Raw genomic sequence first — 14884 nt, 5'->3', positions numbered from 1 at the left:
GGACAGAGCATATGACAACGTCTGAAGACAACGCATTTCGCCCCGGTCGCCGCACCGTTCTTGCCGGTCTTGCCGTAACACTTTTTGCTCCCAACATCGCTAAGGCTGCCGAAACAAAGGTTCTCGAAACAAAGACGGTCGAGACCAAGGCTGCCGATCCCAAGATCGCCGCGAAAGCCGCGGAGGCGTCGGTCGATCCGCCGCTTCTGGCCGGTGATTATGCCAAGGAGCGTCACAAGTTCCGCACCGACCTTCTGAACAAAGGCCCGGCGCCAGACAAATATGAACCGCTGGTCGCACCATCGGACGCCGATCAGATTTTTTATCGCAGCGGTCTCGGCGGCGAGCTGGAACTCGTTGCCTGGGTGTCGCGCTATGAGCGCACGCCGAAGCCTAAGCCGGCCGTGCTCTTCCTCCACGGCGGCAACGCCATAGGTCAGGGTCATTGGCTGCTGATGAAGCCTTACGTCGAGGCCGGCTATGTCGTCATGATCCCGTCGATGCGCGGCGAAAACGGCCAAAAGGGTAATTTCTCGGGTTTCTATGACGAGGTTGCCGACGTTCTCGCTGCATCCGATCGTCTGCGCCACCTGCCAGGCGTCGACCCGCATCGTCTGTTCCTTGCAGGCCACAGCGTCGGCGGCACGCTGGCGATGCTGGCGGCAATGTCGGCCAAACGCTTCCGCGCGGCCACACCCATTTCAGGCAATCCGGATGCCTTCGCCTTCTTCCATCGTTATCCGGAGGATATCCGCTTCAACGCGAAAAATCCGCGCGAATTCCAGATGCGCTCGCCCGTCTGCTACGCCCACAGCTTCAAATGCCCCTTGAAGGTCATGCACGCCAGTGAAGAGACCAATTTGCAGGCCCGGGCGGCGCTGCTTTCGAAGCGTGCTCTTGCCGGCGGTGTAAAAATGGAATTGGCGACGGTTCAGGGCAATCACAACTCGGCGCTGCCGGGTGCGATCGAACAGAGCATCCAGTTTTTCCGGAGTGTGGCGGCCTAAACGGTCAGCCCATCAACCGGTCCACCAGCGCCGCCGCGGCTTCTGCAATCACCGTTCCCGGCGGAAAGATCGCGTCTGCGCCGGCGGTTTCCAATGCAGCGAAATCCTGAGGCGGAATGACGCCGCCGACCGCGATGAGGATACGACCGGCGTGGCGGCGGTTGAGCGCTTCCTTGAGTTCCGGCACCAGCGTCAAATGGCCGGCGGCAAGCGACGAAGCGCCGATGATGTCGGCGCCTTCCCGAACCGCGAGATCGGCCACTTCCTCCGGCGTCTGGAACATGGCGCCGACGACGACATCGAAACCGAGATCGGCGAAAGCCGTGGCAATGACCTTTTGCCCGCGGTCATGTCCGTCCTGCCCCATCTTGGCGACGAGGATGCGGGGCTTCTCGCCCTTTGCCTTGCGGAAAGTTTCCACCTTGGCAACCGCCTTGTTGAACAGAGGATCGGCGGTGCCGACTTCCTTGCGATAGACGCCGGATATGGTTCTGATTTCCGCAGCGTGCCGGCCATAGGCCTTTTCCAGCGCCAGCGAGATTTCGCCGACCGTCGCACGTGCGCGCGCCGCTTTGACGGCGAAATCCAAGAGATTGCCGGTGCCGTTGCGCGCGGCATCGGTCAGAGCCTCCAGAGCGGTCTCAACCGCCGCCGTCTCGCGCGTGCCCTTCAATTGCTGCAGTTTCGAGAGCTGGCGGGCGCGGACTTCGGAATTGTCCACCTTCAACACGTCGACTTCGATATCTCGTTCCGGCCGCGAGAAGTTGACGCCGACGACGGTCTGGTGGCCGCTGTCGATGCGCGCCTGCGTGCGTGCGGCCGCCTCTTCGATCCGGAGCTTCGGAATGCCCTTTTCTATGGCTTTTGCCATGCCGCCGAGTGCTTCGACCTCTTCGATATGGGTGAGCGCGCGGGTTGCTAGATCATGCGTCAGCCGCTCGACATAGGCCGAGCCGCCCCAGGGATCGATGATGCCGGTCGTGCCGGATTCCTTCTGCAGAAGGATCTGCGTGTTGCGGGCGATGCGGGCCGAATGATCCGTCGGCAGAGCAAGCGCTTCATCGAAGGAGTTGGTGTGCAGGGACTGCGTGTGACCCTGCGTTGCCGCCATGGCTTCGACCATGGTGCGGATGATGTTGTTCATCGGATCCTGCGCCGTCAGCGACCATCCGGACGTCTGGCTGTGGGTGCGCAGCGCCAGCGATTTCTCGTCCTTCGGCGCAAAGTTCTTCTGCATCAGTGCGGCCCAGATCAGCCGCGCCGCGCGCATCTTGGCGACTTCCATGAAGAAATTCATGCCGACCGCCCAGAAGAAGGAGAGGCGTGGCGCGAAGCTGTCGATATCAAGCCCGGCAGCCACCCCCGCACGGGCATATTCGATGCCGTCGGCGATCGTATAAGCGAGCTCCAGATCCGCCGTGGCACCAGCCTCTTGCATATGGTAGCCGGAAATCGAGATCGAATTGAATTTCGGCATGCGCTGGCTGGTATAGCTGAAAATGTCCGAAACGATCCGCATCGAGGGTTGCGGCGGGTAGATATAGGTGTTGCGGACCATGAACTCCTTGAGGATGTCGTTCTGGATGGTGCCGGAGAGCTTATCCTCGGAAACGCCCTGTTCTTCGGCGGCGACGATATAAAGCGCCATCACCGGCAACACAGCGCCGTTCATAGTCATCGATACGCTCATTTCTCCGAGCGGGATGCCGTCGAAGAGTTGGCGCATGTCGAGAATGGAATCGATCGCCACGCCCGCCATGCCGACATCGCCTGCAACGCGCGGATGGTCGCTGTCATAGCCGCGATGGGTGGCAAGATCGAAGGCGACGGAGAGGCCTTTCTGCCCGGCCGCGAGATTGCGGCGGTAGAAGGCGTTCGATTCCTCGGCGGTGGAAAAACCCGCATATTGGCGGATGGTCCAGGGCTGCTGGACATACATGGTCGGATAGGGGCCGCGGACGAAGGGAGCTGCGCCAGGATAGGTGTCGAGGAAGTTCAACCCGGCAAGGTCCGCCGCGTCATAGACGCGCTTGACGGCGATGCCCTCCGGAGTTTGCCAGGCCGGGGCGTCGGTTTTTGAAATAACCGCTTTCGGTTTCTTCCAGTCGATTTTGCTGAAGTCGGGGATAGTGGTCACCGAGCCGATACCTCCGCGAATTCCAATGCCGCCTTCATGCCCCAGCTCCCTCATCCAATCGCACCGGCATCAGTCCCATCCCGCCTGCGACCGGACTCAACTCCCCCAAAACCGGAACCGGTCGCTCCGCCTTCATCGCAAACAATGTCGTCCCCACAATCGGCTTTGCCACACGATTTGCCCGCGCTTCCTGCACCATCGCCGCTAATCGGCCACTGGCGATAAACTTCGCAAGCCCGCCATCCCGCTCGATGCCCGCAAAAATCTCCCAGGCCTTTTCCGCCAAAGCTTCGGTCAGCGCCTCGATGCCGCCAGCTCCGGCGGCCGGGTCGACGACATGGTCGAGATGGCTTTCAGCAATCAGGACGGTCTGCATATTGCGCGCCAGGCGCCGCGCCAGCGGATCGGGAATGCCATGGGTCAAGCTGTGCGGCAGCACGGAAATCTCGTCGGCGCCTCCGGTGCCGGCAGAAAAGACGGCTATCGTGTTGCGCAGGATATTGGTTTCCGGGTCGAGCCGCGTCAGCATGCGGTAGCTCGTTTCCATGTAGAGATGGGCGACCGGCGGGTCGGAAATGCCGCAAACCTCTGCGATGCGGGCAAAGATCATGCGTGCGGCGCGAGCTTTCGCCATGGTGACGAATTGGTTCCGATCGGCAGACAGACAGAGACTTGCTATATTGAGGGCCACTTCCGGCGCGACGCCTGCGTCATCCAATAGTTTCAGATGAGCGACGAGAGCCGCCGCCATGACGGCCAGTTCCTGCGCCTCCGTTCCGCCGGCATTGTGCACGGCGCGGCCATCTGCATTGAAAACGGTTCCGGCAAATCCGGCGTCATGGAGACGTTTGAAGCTGCCCGTCATCTCCCGCGTCGTGCTGGAGGCGAAAACGTCGAGGCCGAAATGCACGGTCGGGCGATGTTGGTTCTTCTCGAGCGCCGCCGCCAATGCCGCGGCAAAGGCCGGTGAGAGGCCGTCCAAGCGCAGCGAAATGGAATTGCCGGAAACAGCAGCCGCCAATCTTGCCGCAAGCACCCCCGTCTCGTTGTTGAGGCCGATACCAAAGGCCGAGGGGCTGCTTTTCGAGATCAGGCTGACGCCGTTGCTCCCGTTGGCGAGATCCTCGCCGAGCTGAAGGAAAGCGCGTTCGATATCCGGATCATCCATCCGCTGGCTGACGACCCAAGGTCTGTCGGTTTGCCGGCGGGTGAATGGCGCGGCATCGGAGCGGCGGGCATAGAGCGGCTCGATCGCGATGCCGTCATCCGTTCGCGATACCAGCGCCTCCTGGTAATCCGCGCCTTTCAGTGCCCGGTCCACCAGCTTGAGCCATGCCTCGCGGCTTACCGGAGCAAAAACGTTCGGGTCGAGACTGTCGATATTCATGCTATCCTCCGTCTTCCAATGGTCTAACCCAAGCCAGGGCAAGGGAAAACAGAAGTTTGGCCTATTGGAGCAATATCTTCGCATGCGACGCCAGCCTCGCGCCAGCCGCGCCGGTCATCATGTGGCTGACCGATCCATATTCAACTGGTTCCCGATGATGGCCGATCTCCTGCCTGTTTCCTGTCGCCTGCTTGCCGTAGCCGCTTTTGCCGCGCTGTCCGCCTGCAGCATCATTCCCGATACCGGAGCGACCGATCCCGACCGGTTCGTGCAGGAAACAGCGCCTGTCTTTTACCAGCCCGAAGGTATCGATCCACAGAAGGTAAAACGCCTGCCGGTCCAGCCGGTGCCGCAAGCGCGCGATCTCTTCCGCACGCAATTCAATCAGACCTACGGCCTGCCGACCTCCAATCCGGTGCATCAGGCCATGTATGCGCAGAAGAGCGAAGACGATTTCACCCTGCCGGCCATCCCCTATAAGCGCATAGATCAGCGCTTCCTGCGCCAGGAAGTGGACTATCAGACCAATGAAAGGCCCGGCACGATCGTCGTCGATACGAGGGGTCACTATCTCTATTTCGTCGAGCCGGGCGGCAGGGCGATGCGTTATGGCGTCGGCCTTGGCGCGGCCGGTTATGCCTGGCATGGCAGGGGCATCATCCAGTGGAAGCAGAAATGGCCGCGCTGGACGCCGCCGAGCGAGATGGTGGCCCGCGAACCGGAGATCAAGGCGGTTTCAGCCGAACGCGGCGGCATGAATCCGGGGCCGACCAATCCGCTTGGCGCCCGCGCCCTCTATATCTTCCAGAATGGCAAGGACACGCTCTATCGCATTCACGGCACGCCGGATTGGCAGTCGATCGGCAAGGCGGCGTCATCCGGCTGTGTGCGCATGCTGAACCAGGATGTGATCGATCTCTACAATCGTGTGTCGGCAAGAGCCGAAGTCGTGGTTCTGTAACGGCAGATTGCAACAAATTTTCGTGATGTTGCATAAGTGCGATAGCCGGGCTTCGCTGCCCTCTTTAGTTTTATTCCTGTCTCTGCGAATCTTGCGGGGAACCGAATCGGATCGTTTCGAGTTCCCGCTGCCCTTCCAACAGGAATGATGCTGTCGACATGAGCCTGCCTTCTTCTCTTTCCCGACGAAATTTCCTCGCCCTTGCGGGCATTGGCGCCGTTTCGACGCTCGCCGGCTGCGCTTCCACGGTGGAGAGCAATCCGATTGTCAGCCCCGTGCAGTATAACGGTTCCAACTATCGCCCCTTAGGCAGTTGGCTCTCCAGCTATAATGGCGAGCAGCCGGACCCGGCTGTGATCTATGCAGCCATGGATGATGGCGGCTTTCATCTTCCGGCAATACCCTATGAGCAGATCGATCCGCGATATTATCGTCAGCGCGTTGTCGATCCGACGGGTGAGCCGCCGGGCACCGTCGTCGTCAATACGCGCGAGCGCTTCCTCTATGTCACCGAACCGGGCGGCACGGCGATGCGCTATGGTATCGGCGTCGGTCGCGAAGGCTTCGCCTGGCAGGGCCGTGGTGTCATCCAGTGGCGCAAGAAATGGCCGCGCTGGAACCCGCCGGACGAAATGGTCGCCCGTCAGCCGGAACTCGTCAAATATTCCATCGCCAACGGCGGCATGGAGCCCGGCTTGAAGAATCCGCTCGGCGCGCGAGCGCTTTATATTTTCGAGGATAAGCAGGATTCGCTCTACCGTCTGCACGGCAATCCCGACTGGCGCTCCATCGGCAAGGCCGTTTCCTCGGGCTGCGTTCGCCTGCTGAATCAGGACGTCATCGATCTCTACGACCGCGTGCCGCAACGCGCGCCGATCTTGGTGACGCAGGCGTAAGCTTGGACATGTTTTTGACGAGTGGAATTTAACGGCTGTCATTCGGCCGTTAAATTCGCTCTCAGGCGCTGCAGCCGGTCGCGCAGACTGGCCATTTCATTCATATCGCAGCCGACGGCTTGGCCGATGGCTGCCATGATCATACTGACCTGGCATTTCATGCCGGCGCCCTTTTCCGTCAACGAAACGATTACCTGGCGTTCGTCCTTCGGGTCTCGTACGCGCCCGATCAGGCCGGCTTGCTCGAGGCGTTTCAACAGCGGCGACAGCGTGCCCGAATCGAGATCAAGCTGCTCGCCGATGGTCTTGACCGGCAAACAGCCTTTCTCCCAGAGCACCAGCATCACCAGATATTGCGGATAGGTCAGCCCGACACGATCGAGGATCGGCTTGTAGGCGCGATTGAAGGCATGCGCGGTCGCGTAGACGGCAAAACAGAGCTGCCGTTCAAGCCGCTTTTCCTCATCCGGGATTGCCCGCTCCTGCACCTTGTCCGTCATCGCTGCTCCGCCAGTTTCTTGTTGACGTCATTGTCACAGGTTCATTTTTCAAAATCAAATTACAAAAATATATTGCGAACGATTAAATCGCGTTATATACAAACTTCATCCAACTCGCAAAGGAGATCTGACATGCCTATCCTCTACACCACCAAGGCTTCCGCTACCGGCGGCCGTGCAGGCCACGCCGTTTCCGAAAATGGCGTTCTTGACGTCACGCTGACCGTGCCGAAGGAACTCGGCGGCGACGGCGCTACCGGCACCAATCCGGAACAGCTCTTCGCTGCAGGCTATTCCGCCTGCTTCCTTGGCGCCCTGAAATTTGTTGCAGGCCAGCAGAAGGTCAAGATTCCGGAAGACGCCAAGGTGACGGCAACGGTTGGCATCGGCCCGCGCGCGGATGGCACCGGCTTCGGCATCGAAGTCTCGCTGTCGGTTCACATTCCCGGCATGGAAAAGGCTGAAGCTGAAAAGCTCGCCGCTGCCGCTCACATTGTCTGCCCCTATAGCCACGCCATGCGCACCTCGACGGAAGTGCCGGTCACGGTTGCCTGAGAACGGGCTTTCTCATCTTCCGAACTGACGGAACGGATGACATAAAAGAGGAGCGATATGCATTTCGGTGCATGTCGCTCTTTTTCTTTTGCAAGAAAGTTGCTATATGTTTTCTTGAGAAAGGATATAGCCATGATATCTGCTCAAGCGATCGGTCACGCAAATCCGGGCGAGGCCCTAGTCATCACCAAGGCGGTCGTTAATGCCGCGGAGCGGCTGGGCTTGAACGCCCGCATGCTCGCTGCTGTCATCGGCGTTTCGGAAGCGACGGTGTCGCGCATGAAGCGGCAAGATCATCTTCTGGAGCGGCACAGCAAGCCATTTGAACTCGCCGTTCTTTTCGTACGTCTGTTTCGCTCGCTCGATGCCATTGTCGGCGGCGATGAGGCCGTGGCGCGGCAATGGCTGCGCAATGTCAATCTCGCCTTCGGTGCAACGCCGCTCGAAAAGATCACCTCCATTTCCGGATTGACCGATGTCCTTGCCTATCTGGACGCCCGCCGCGCTATCGTCTGAGGCTCGGCCGATTTCCGGCCGCTATTGGCGACTGGTGGAGGCGCAGCATCAGGTCTCGACCTTGAAGCTGGTCGACACGCTGGAAGAGCAGGCGCTTCTCGAACATCTGCTGGAGGAGAGCAAGCCGGCGCTGCCGCCGGAATGCGCCGGTCTGGACTATCTGTTGGCCACTCCCTTCCGCTACGGAGCGATCTACCCTCACGGCTCACGCTTCAGACGGGCGGGACGTACCCTGGGCGTCTTCTACGCTTCCGAACGGGTCGAAACGGCGCTGGCCGAAATGAGTTTTTACCGGCTGCTTTTCTTTAGCGATTCTCCGGAGACGCCGTTGCCTGCCAATGCGGCGGAATACACCGCCCTCGCCGCCGCGATCAGCACCAAAGAGGCGATTGATCTTACCCGCTCGCCGTTGGATCGAGATCGCGAAGCATGGACCGATCCCGTCAGCTACGAAGCTTGCCAGTCGCTCGCCGACGCGGCGCGGGCAGGGGGCATTCAGGCGATCCTCTACCGCTCCGTCAGGGATTCCCAAGGCGGAAAGAATATTGCCCTTCTGACGGCCCATGCCTTCGCCGCCCGCGAACCCGTCGAACGGCAGACCTGGCGCATCCGGCTGTCGCCGGCCGGCGTTCAGGCACTCTGCGATTTTCCGAAAAGTCGCATCGGTTTCGCACGCAGCGATTTCGGCGCCGATCCGCGCATGCGAAACAGCGCTTAAGCCAACGTGAGCAAATCCCGCCGCAGCCGGTCCGCATCGCCATCGGGCAGTCTAGCTTCCACCTCCGCATGCGTCACCTTCCAGATCGGCACAGCGGCCGCGAGCACCGCTTTGCCTGACGGCGTCAGGCTGAGCAGCCGGGCACGGCGATCCCTGGGATTGGGAAGAATGCTCACCCAGCCCCGCCGCTCCAGCGGCTTTAAGGCCGCCGTCAGCGTCGTCTGATCTATTGCGAGCAGCGTTGCCACCGGCCCCATGGCTGCAGGCTCCGGCCTGTTCAGTGACATCATCAGGGAAAACTGGCCATTGGTGAGTCCGAGTGGCCTCAGTGCTTCGTCGAAACGGCGCGCCAAAGCGCGAGCGGCGCGCTGCACATGCAGGCAGAGGCAGGTATCGCGCACGAGTAGTGTTGTCTCGAAAGGAATTTCAATCATGTTTGACATGGTTTACTAATATTGATATCAATGCATTTGTCAAGTTTGGTGAGAAGTGGACGCCGGAGGAGGGCGCGACAATGAACCAAATCGTTTCACGCGAGGTGTGGCTGGAGGCTCGCCGCGAACTGCTTGCCAAGGAGAAAGAAGCGACGCATTTGCGTGACCGTATCAATGCCGAGCGCTTGGCGCTGCCCTGGGTCAAAGTCGACAAGGACTACGTTTTCGACACGCCCACGGGGAAGAAGTCGCTGGCCGATCTCTTCGACGGCCGCAGTCAACTCATCGTCTACCACTTCATGCTCGGTCCGACGTGGGAAGCCGGATGCCCCGGCTGTTCGTTCCTCGCCGATCATTTCGATGGCGCCCTGCCGCATCTCAATCATCACGACGTCACCCTCGTTGCCGTTGCTCGCGCGCCGATCGAGAAGATAGAGGCTTACAAGAAACGCATGGGCTGGAAGTTCCCCTGGGTGTCGTCTTTCGCCAACGATTTCAATTTCGACTATCACGTCTCCTTTACGGCAGAGCAGCTCGTCGGCGAAAAGGTGTTCTACAATTTCTCTGCCATGGACGCGAAGAACGGCCACGACGAACTTCCCGGGCTCAGCGCGTTCTACAAGGATGAGGCCGGCAATATTTTCCACACCTATTCCAGTTATGCCCGCGGCGGCGAGGAGATGATCGGCACGCTGATGATCCTCGACAATGCGCCGAAGGGCCGCAACGAAGGCAGCACCATGGATTTCGTGCGTCGCCACGATGAATATGACGATGCCTCGAAGGCGCAGTCCTCCTGTCACTGAAGCATGAACCCAAGCCGCACGACTTTCCTTGGAAGGTCGCGTGGGAACAAATATCCGAAGTGCCGTGTTTAAAGCATGTCGCGCAAAAGTGTGTAGCGGTTTTGCGATAGCGACATGCGCAAAATCAAGGGCCTAAAGCGCAAGGAGCGGATCTGAAAGATCGCGATGCCGCTTGAGTGCACTACGGGGTATGGGGCTCGGCCAATCGCAAAGGAGGGACGCGAGGAAGGCGGAACTGACGGAAGAGCACGCATTCCTGCAGTCGGCCAGCTATCGTGAAGCCATCACACTCATCGACGACAATGAACGCATCTTTTCCTCGTGCCAGCCGGACTGAAGCTGGAAGGAATTCATGATCGCCAATTACCGCCGCAAGCAATAGGGAGATCTACAATGGCTGCGAAGGGATATTTTGTCTGGTACGAACTGATGACCACCGACATGGCCGCAGGAGAAGCCTTCTACCGCAAGGTTGTCGGCTGGGACGCCAAGGATGCCGGAATGCCGGAAATCGAAATGGCCTATACTCTGTTCAGCGCCGGCGCCGGCCCGATCGCCGGCATGATGATCTTGCCGGAAGAGGCCAAGGCCATGGGGACGCCGCCCTGCTGGACCGGCTACATCAGTGTGCCCAATGTCGATGAGGCTGCCAAGACGATCGCCGCAAAAGGCGGCAGGGTCTATCGAGAGCCTGGGGACATTCCGGGTGTCGGCCGCTTTGCCGTCGTCTCCGATCCCTATGGCGCCGCCTTCTGCATTTTCACGCCGTTGCCGGGCCAGGACTGGCAGCCGCCGGAACCCAATGCTCCCGGCTATATCGGCTGGCACGAGCTCTATTCCAACGATGGCCCGAAAGCCTTTGATTTCTACCGCGATATGTTCGGCTGGGAATCGAGTTCCGATTTCGACATGGGTCCGATGGGCACCTACAAGATCTTCAAGATCGGCGACCGCGACTTCGGCGGCATCATGACCAAGCCGGCGGAAATGCCGATGGCCGCCTGGAACTTCTATTTCAATGTCCCGGCAATTGATGCCGCTATCGGCCGCGTCAACGAGGCCGGCGGAAAGGTCGTCAACGGCCCGATGGAAGTCCCCGGCGGTAGCTGGATCGTCCAGTGCACCGACCCGCAAGGCGCGTTCTTCTCGCTCGTTGCGCCAGTGAAATAAGCTTCTGCCTTCTCCCCTCGGGGGAGAAGGTCGCGCGCAGCGCGGGTTGAGGGGGCGTTACTGGGGGGCAGGCTTTGGAGCACGGCTTACGATATTCGTCGCTGTGCTCCTCGTTCTCTCATCCGCCCTTCGGGCACTTGCTCCCCGAGGGGAGAAGGGGTCCGCTACCGCTTCAAGCTACCCAGAATCCCTCTCACCAGCGCCCGTCCAACCTGCGTCGCGATCGTACGTGCGGCGCTCTTCATCGCTGCTTCCAAAATCGTTTCGCGCTGGTAGCCGGAACGGCCGCGGCTTGCCGGTTTGTCATCGTCATCCCCGAAGCCGGGGAGCGTCCAGCGGCCGCCGGCGCTTCCGTCGTCCTGTTTGGCGGCATCCTGCTCGGCCGCCTTGCCGGCGCGGGCGGCGAGGATTTCGAAGGCGGATTCGCGATCGACCGTCTCGTCGTAGAGGCCGGCGACCGGGCTGTCGTTGATGACGGCCTGGCGCTCGGTATCGGTCACCGGGCCGATGCGACCCGACGGCGGGCGGATCAAGGTGCGTTCGACGATCGAGGGCGCGCCCTTGCCTTCAAGCATGGAGATCAGCGCTTCGCCGGTGCCGAGCGTGGTGATGACTTCGGCGCAGTTGAAGGCCGGGTTAGGCCGGAAGGTTTCGGCGGCCGTCTGGACTGCCTTCTGTTCGCGCGGCGAATAGGCGCGCAGCGCATGCTGCACGCGGTTGCCAAGTTGGGCGAGCACGGTTTCTGGCACATCGAGCGGGTTCTGCGTGACGAAATAGACGCCGACACCCTTGGAGCGGATCAAGCGTACGACCTGTTCGACGCGCTCGATCAGCACCTTCGGCGCATCGTTGAAGAGCAGGTGCGCCTCGTCGAAGAAGAAGACCAGCTTCGGCTTTTCAGGATCGCCGACCTCCGGCAGTTCCTCGAAGAGCTCGGACAGCAGCCACAATAGGAAGGTGGCGTAAAGCCTTGGGTTCATCATCAGCTTGTCGGCGGCAAGCAACGAGATCTGCCCATAGCCATCATTGCTGACGCGCATGATGTCGGAAATCTTCAGCGCCGGCTCGCCGAAGAAGTTTTCCGCCCCCTGCTGCTCCAGCACGAGCAATGCACGCTGGATCGAGCCTACGGATGACTTCGAGATCAGGCCGAACTGGCTGGAAAGCTCGCTCGCATGGTCGCCCATATAGTTGAGCAAGGCCTGGAAATCCTTGAGATCGAGCAGCGCCAGCCCATTGTCATCGGCAATCTTGAAGGCGATGTTGAGCACGCCCTCCTGCGCCTCCGATGCGTTCATCAGCCGTGCCAGCAGCAGCGGCCCCATCTCGGCGATGGTGGTACGCACGCGATGGCCTTTTTCGCCGTAGAGATCCCAGAAGATCACCGGGAATTGTTCGAATTCGTAGGGCTTCAGACCAATTTCCTCGGCCCGTTTCAAAAGGAAATCCTTCGGCTCGCCCTTGGCGGCGATACCGGAGAGATCGCCCTTGATATCGGCGCAGAAGACCGGCACGCCGGCTTTGGAAAAACCCTCCGCCAGCACCTGCAGGGTCACCGTCTTGCCGGTGCCTGTCGCGCCGGTGACGAGGCCGTGGCGATTGCCGAATTTCAGCGTCAGATATTCGTCCTTGTTGATGCTGTCGTCCGGATTGCGGCTGGCGCCGACGAAAATCTGTTCATCCTGTTGCGGCATCAGGCGTCGTCTCCCTTTGGACGGCGGCACTGCAACCCCCGAGAAGTTTTAGGGGCGAGAGGTGCCAGAGGCCCATTCATTGTTTTGTCCTGACGCTGTTATAAGAAGAGACTTGAATGGGGACAACCGTTCGCTTCATGGTGATGCTTCCGGTAGTGTCGCACACAACCCGGACAGACTTGAGTCGGTCGGCGCATTCAATTACGTTGACGTTCACGTCATAAGTAACAGGCAGGAGGCCAGAATGAACGAGATTATTGATCAGATCGCAACGAGAGCCGGCATTTCACCCGATATTGCAGAGAAGGCCGTTGGCATGATGCTGGGCTTCCTACAGCGCGAAGCCCCGGATGGCCCGGTCACCAAGATGATCGAGTCCATCCCCGGTGCGTCCGATCTGGTGGCGCAATATAACGGGGAGGAAACGTCCGGCGGTCTGCTCGGCGGCCTTCTGAGCGCCGTTGGCGGTGGCGGCGGTCTCATGGCGCTCGGCCAGTCGTTGATGAGCAGCGGTCTCAACATGGGCGAAATTTCCTCGCTCGCCAAGGAAACCATCGCGACCGCCCGCGAACATGCCGGCGATGAGGTGGTCGATGAGGTCGTCAATTCCGTGCCGGGGTTGAGCCAGTTCCTGTAATATGCTGTCATTTGTGACGAAGGCCCCGCGGTCTGATCGCGGGGCTTTTTTGTTTGATCATTCAGCAGGTTGCAAATTGTCCCATGGCCGCCAATTCCATTCCATCGCTGTTACCGAACGGGCCTGGCCATCGGTTCGTGCTCTATGGCGATTCTTGTTCCGGAGTTCCAGGCGCGCTGCACGAAGAGACCTTCGTCGCCGTCAACGCCGTCCTGCGCCGGCTTGATCCGCCGCCGGAATTCATCCTGTTTCCGGGCGACGAGATCATTGGCCTGACCGCCGATCCGGAAGCCTTGAGGGCGCAATGGCGGCATTGGTTCGAGCATGAAATGGGCTGGCTCGACCGACGGAAAACGCCGCTTTGGCACACGACCGGCAATCACACCACCTATGATGAAATGAGCGAGCAGGTCTTTCGCGAGGTCCTGCAGCTTCCACAAAACGGTCCGCCAGGCCAGGAAGGCCTGTCTTACTGGGTGCGCCGCGGCGATCTCCTCCTTGTTTTCGTCCATACGCTGTGGACCGGTCTCGGTGGCGAGGGTCATGTCGAGACGGAGTGGCTGGAGGCAACGCTGAAACAGCATGGAGATGCACGCCATAAGATCGTCCTCGGCCATCACCCGGTTTTCCCCATCAACGGTTTTTCCGGATCCTATCAGCGCGAGGTCGGCCCGGATTACACCAAGCGATTTTGGGATATTCTGGTGGAAGCGGACGTTCTGGCCTATGTCTGCAGCCATATCCTCGCCTTCGACGTCCAGGTTCACCGCGGCGTCCTGCAGCTTTGCACCGCCGGCGCAGGCACTGCGCATAGAATGCCGGAGGGCGTGGAATATCTTCATTGCATCCAGGCGGCACTCGATGCGGACGGTCTTCGCTATCAGGTGCTGGATACGGACGGCATCGTTCGCGAACGATTGCAATGGCCTTTCAAGCCGGCCGATCCCGAGAGCTGGCAAACCCTGTCACCCGGGATGCATCGAGCCAGCTTTACCGGCTCGATGACCAATGATCGCATCATCGAATTGCGGATAAGGGGCCGCATGCCGAAGGCGGCACATCCGCCAGCCCAAACACTCTTCTCTGCCTTCAACGCCGATGCCATCGCGCCGTTCTGGCTCGGCTTGCGTGGTCCGAGGCAAACGCTGACCTTGATTCTTGGTCGCGATCCCGGCCGCAGCCCGCATTACTGGTTCGGGCCTGATCTCGCAGCCGGTCAGTCCTTCGATGTCGATATCGCTCTGCATGCCGGCATGGGGCCAGGCGGCATGCTTTATCGCATGCATGGCGATGACAGATGGACTTCATTCGACGGAGCTTCCGCCACCGGCCTTGAACGCTTGGTCTGGCCGGCGCAATGGAGCGTTGGCCATGGTCAGCGCGGCACTGAAGACCGCGCCTTCATGGGCGAGGGGTTGGAGGTAGCGTTTGCAGTGGGATAGGCGCTGCGCGGCCTTCCCCTTTAC

Annotated in this window: 15 protein-coding genes; 10 read left to right on the top strand and 5 right to left on the bottom strand. The window is 60.3% G+C overall.

What is annotated here, in order from left to right; all coding sequences use genetic code 11:
* The first annotated feature begins 11 nt into the window (after window positions 1–11).
* Window positions 12–1007, top strand: a complete 996-nt coding sequence (locus ACXHXG_RS02315; RefSeq protein WP_457898379.1) for an alpha/beta hydrolase family protein — start codon at window positions 12–14, stop codon at window positions 1005–1007.
* Between the two features lie 4 nt (window positions 1008–1011).
* Here the strand turns inward: ACXHXG_RS02315 and scpA are convergent, their stop codons facing one another.
* Both scpA and ACXHXG_RS02305 read right to left on the bottom strand, forming a co-directional pair.
* Complete coding sequence (gene scpA / locus ACXHXG_RS02310) at window positions 1012–3144, bottom strand: methylmalonyl-CoA mutase (protein WP_457898378.1); 2133 nt, start codon at window positions 3142–3144, stop codon at window positions 1012–1014.
* A gap of 34 nt (window positions 3145–3178) precedes the next feature.
* Window positions 3179–4531, bottom strand: coding sequence for a methylmalonyl-CoA mutase family protein (locus ACXHXG_RS02305; protein WP_457898377.1), 1353 nt, complete (start codon window positions 4529–4531; stop codon window positions 3179–3181).
* A gap of 157 nt (window positions 4532–4688) precedes the next feature.
* Here ACXHXG_RS02305 and ACXHXG_RS02300 point away from each other — a divergent pair, with 157 nt between their 5' ends.
* Together ACXHXG_RS02300 and ACXHXG_RS02295 are read left to right on the top strand one after the other, a co-directional pair.
* Window positions 4689–5492, top strand: coding sequence for a L,D-transpeptidase (locus tag ACXHXG_RS02300; protein WP_457898811.1), 804 nt, complete (start codon window positions 4689–4691; stop codon window positions 5490–5492).
* A gap of 158 nt (window positions 5493–5650) precedes the next feature.
* Window positions 5651–6388, top strand: coding sequence for a L,D-transpeptidase family protein (locus ACXHXG_RS02295; RefSeq protein ID WP_457898376.1), 738 nt, complete (start codon window positions 5651–5653; stop codon window positions 6386–6388).
* Window positions 6389–6426: 38 nt separating this feature from the next.
* Here the strand turns inward: ACXHXG_RS02295 and ACXHXG_RS02290 are convergent, their stop codons facing one another.
* The gene (locus ACXHXG_RS02290; protein ID WP_283049563.1) at window positions 6427–6888 is read right to left on the bottom strand and encodes a MarR family winged helix-turn-helix transcriptional regulator; all 462 of its coding nucleotides are present in this window, start codon (window positions 6886–6888) and stop codon (window positions 6427–6429) included.
* A 132-nt stretch (window positions 6889–7020) separates the two neighbouring features.
* Here ACXHXG_RS02290 and ACXHXG_RS02285 point away from each other — a divergent pair, with 132 nt between their 5' ends.
* The 3 genes from ACXHXG_RS02285 to ACXHXG_RS02275 all read left to right on the top strand — a co-directional run bounded on the left by ACXHXG_RS02285 (window position 7021) and on the right by ACXHXG_RS02275 (window position 8677).
* Complete coding sequence (locus ACXHXG_RS02285) at window positions 7021–7443, top strand: organic hydroperoxide resistance protein (protein WP_104822380.1); 423 nt, start codon at window positions 7021–7023, stop codon at window positions 7441–7443.
* Window positions 7444–7575: 132 nt separating this feature from the next.
* A complete protein-coding gene (locus tag ACXHXG_RS02280; RefSeq protein WP_104822381.1) occupies window positions 7576–7959 on the top strand; it encodes an MbcA/ParS/Xre antitoxin family protein in 384 nt (127 codons plus the stop codon).
* Window positions 7919–8677: an RES family NAD+ phosphorylase gene (locus ACXHXG_RS02275; protein ID WP_457898375.1), complete on the top strand. Its 759-nt coding sequence runs from the start codon at window positions 7919–7921 to the stop codon at window positions 8675–8677. Before ACXHXG_RS02280 ends, ACXHXG_RS02275 begins: the two co-directional genes overlap by 41 nt.
* Here the strand turns inward: ACXHXG_RS02275 and ACXHXG_RS02270 are convergent.
* Complete coding sequence (locus tag ACXHXG_RS02270) at window positions 8674–9120, bottom strand: MarR family winged helix-turn-helix transcriptional regulator (RefSeq protein ID WP_283049567.1); 447 nt, start codon at window positions 9118–9120, stop codon at window positions 8674–8676. The genes ACXHXG_RS02275 and ACXHXG_RS02270 overlap by 4 nt on opposite strands.
* Window positions 9121–9191: 71 nt before the next feature.
* On the opposite strand from ACXHXG_RS02270, the gene ACXHXG_RS02265 reads away from it, so the two are divergent.
* Window positions 9192–9917: a DUF899 domain-containing protein gene (locus ACXHXG_RS02265; protein WP_457898374.1), complete on the top strand. Its 726-nt coding sequence runs from the start codon at window positions 9192–9194 to the stop codon at window positions 9915–9917.
* Between the two features lie 393 nt (window positions 9918–10310).
* The gene (locus ACXHXG_RS02260; protein ID WP_104822385.1) at window positions 10311–11087 is read left to right on the top strand and encodes a VOC family protein; all 777 of its coding nucleotides are present in this window, start codon (window positions 10311–10313) and stop codon (window positions 11085–11087) included.
* A 164-nt stretch (window positions 11088–11251) separates the two neighbouring features.
* Here the strand turns inward: ACXHXG_RS02260 and ACXHXG_RS02255 are convergent, their stop codons facing one another.
* On the bottom strand, window positions 11252–12781 hold the full coding sequence (locus ACXHXG_RS02255) for a helicase HerA-like C-terminal domain-containing protein (RefSeq protein ID WP_457898373.1): 1530 nt from the start codon (window positions 12779–12781) through the stop codon (window positions 11252–11254).
* A 244-nt stretch (window positions 12782–13025) separates the two neighbouring features.
* On the opposite strand from ACXHXG_RS02255, the gene ACXHXG_RS02250 reads away from it, so the two are divergent.
* Together ACXHXG_RS02250 and ACXHXG_RS02245 are read left to right on the top strand one after the other, a co-directional pair.
* Window positions 13026–13418, top strand: coding sequence for a hypothetical protein (locus ACXHXG_RS02250; protein ID WP_104822387.1), 393 nt, complete (start codon window positions 13026–13028; stop codon window positions 13416–13418).
* An 83-nt stretch (window positions 13419–13501) separates the two neighbouring features.
* A complete protein-coding gene (locus ACXHXG_RS02245; protein WP_283049573.1) occupies window positions 13502–14860 on the top strand; it encodes a metallophosphoesterase family protein in 1359 nt (452 codons plus the stop codon).
* Window positions 14861–14884: the final 24 nt, after the last annotated feature.

It is taken from the genome of Rhizobium sp. LEGMi-198b, from assembly GCF_054114205.1.
This window is presented reverse-complemented; position numbering and strand designations above follow the sequence as displayed.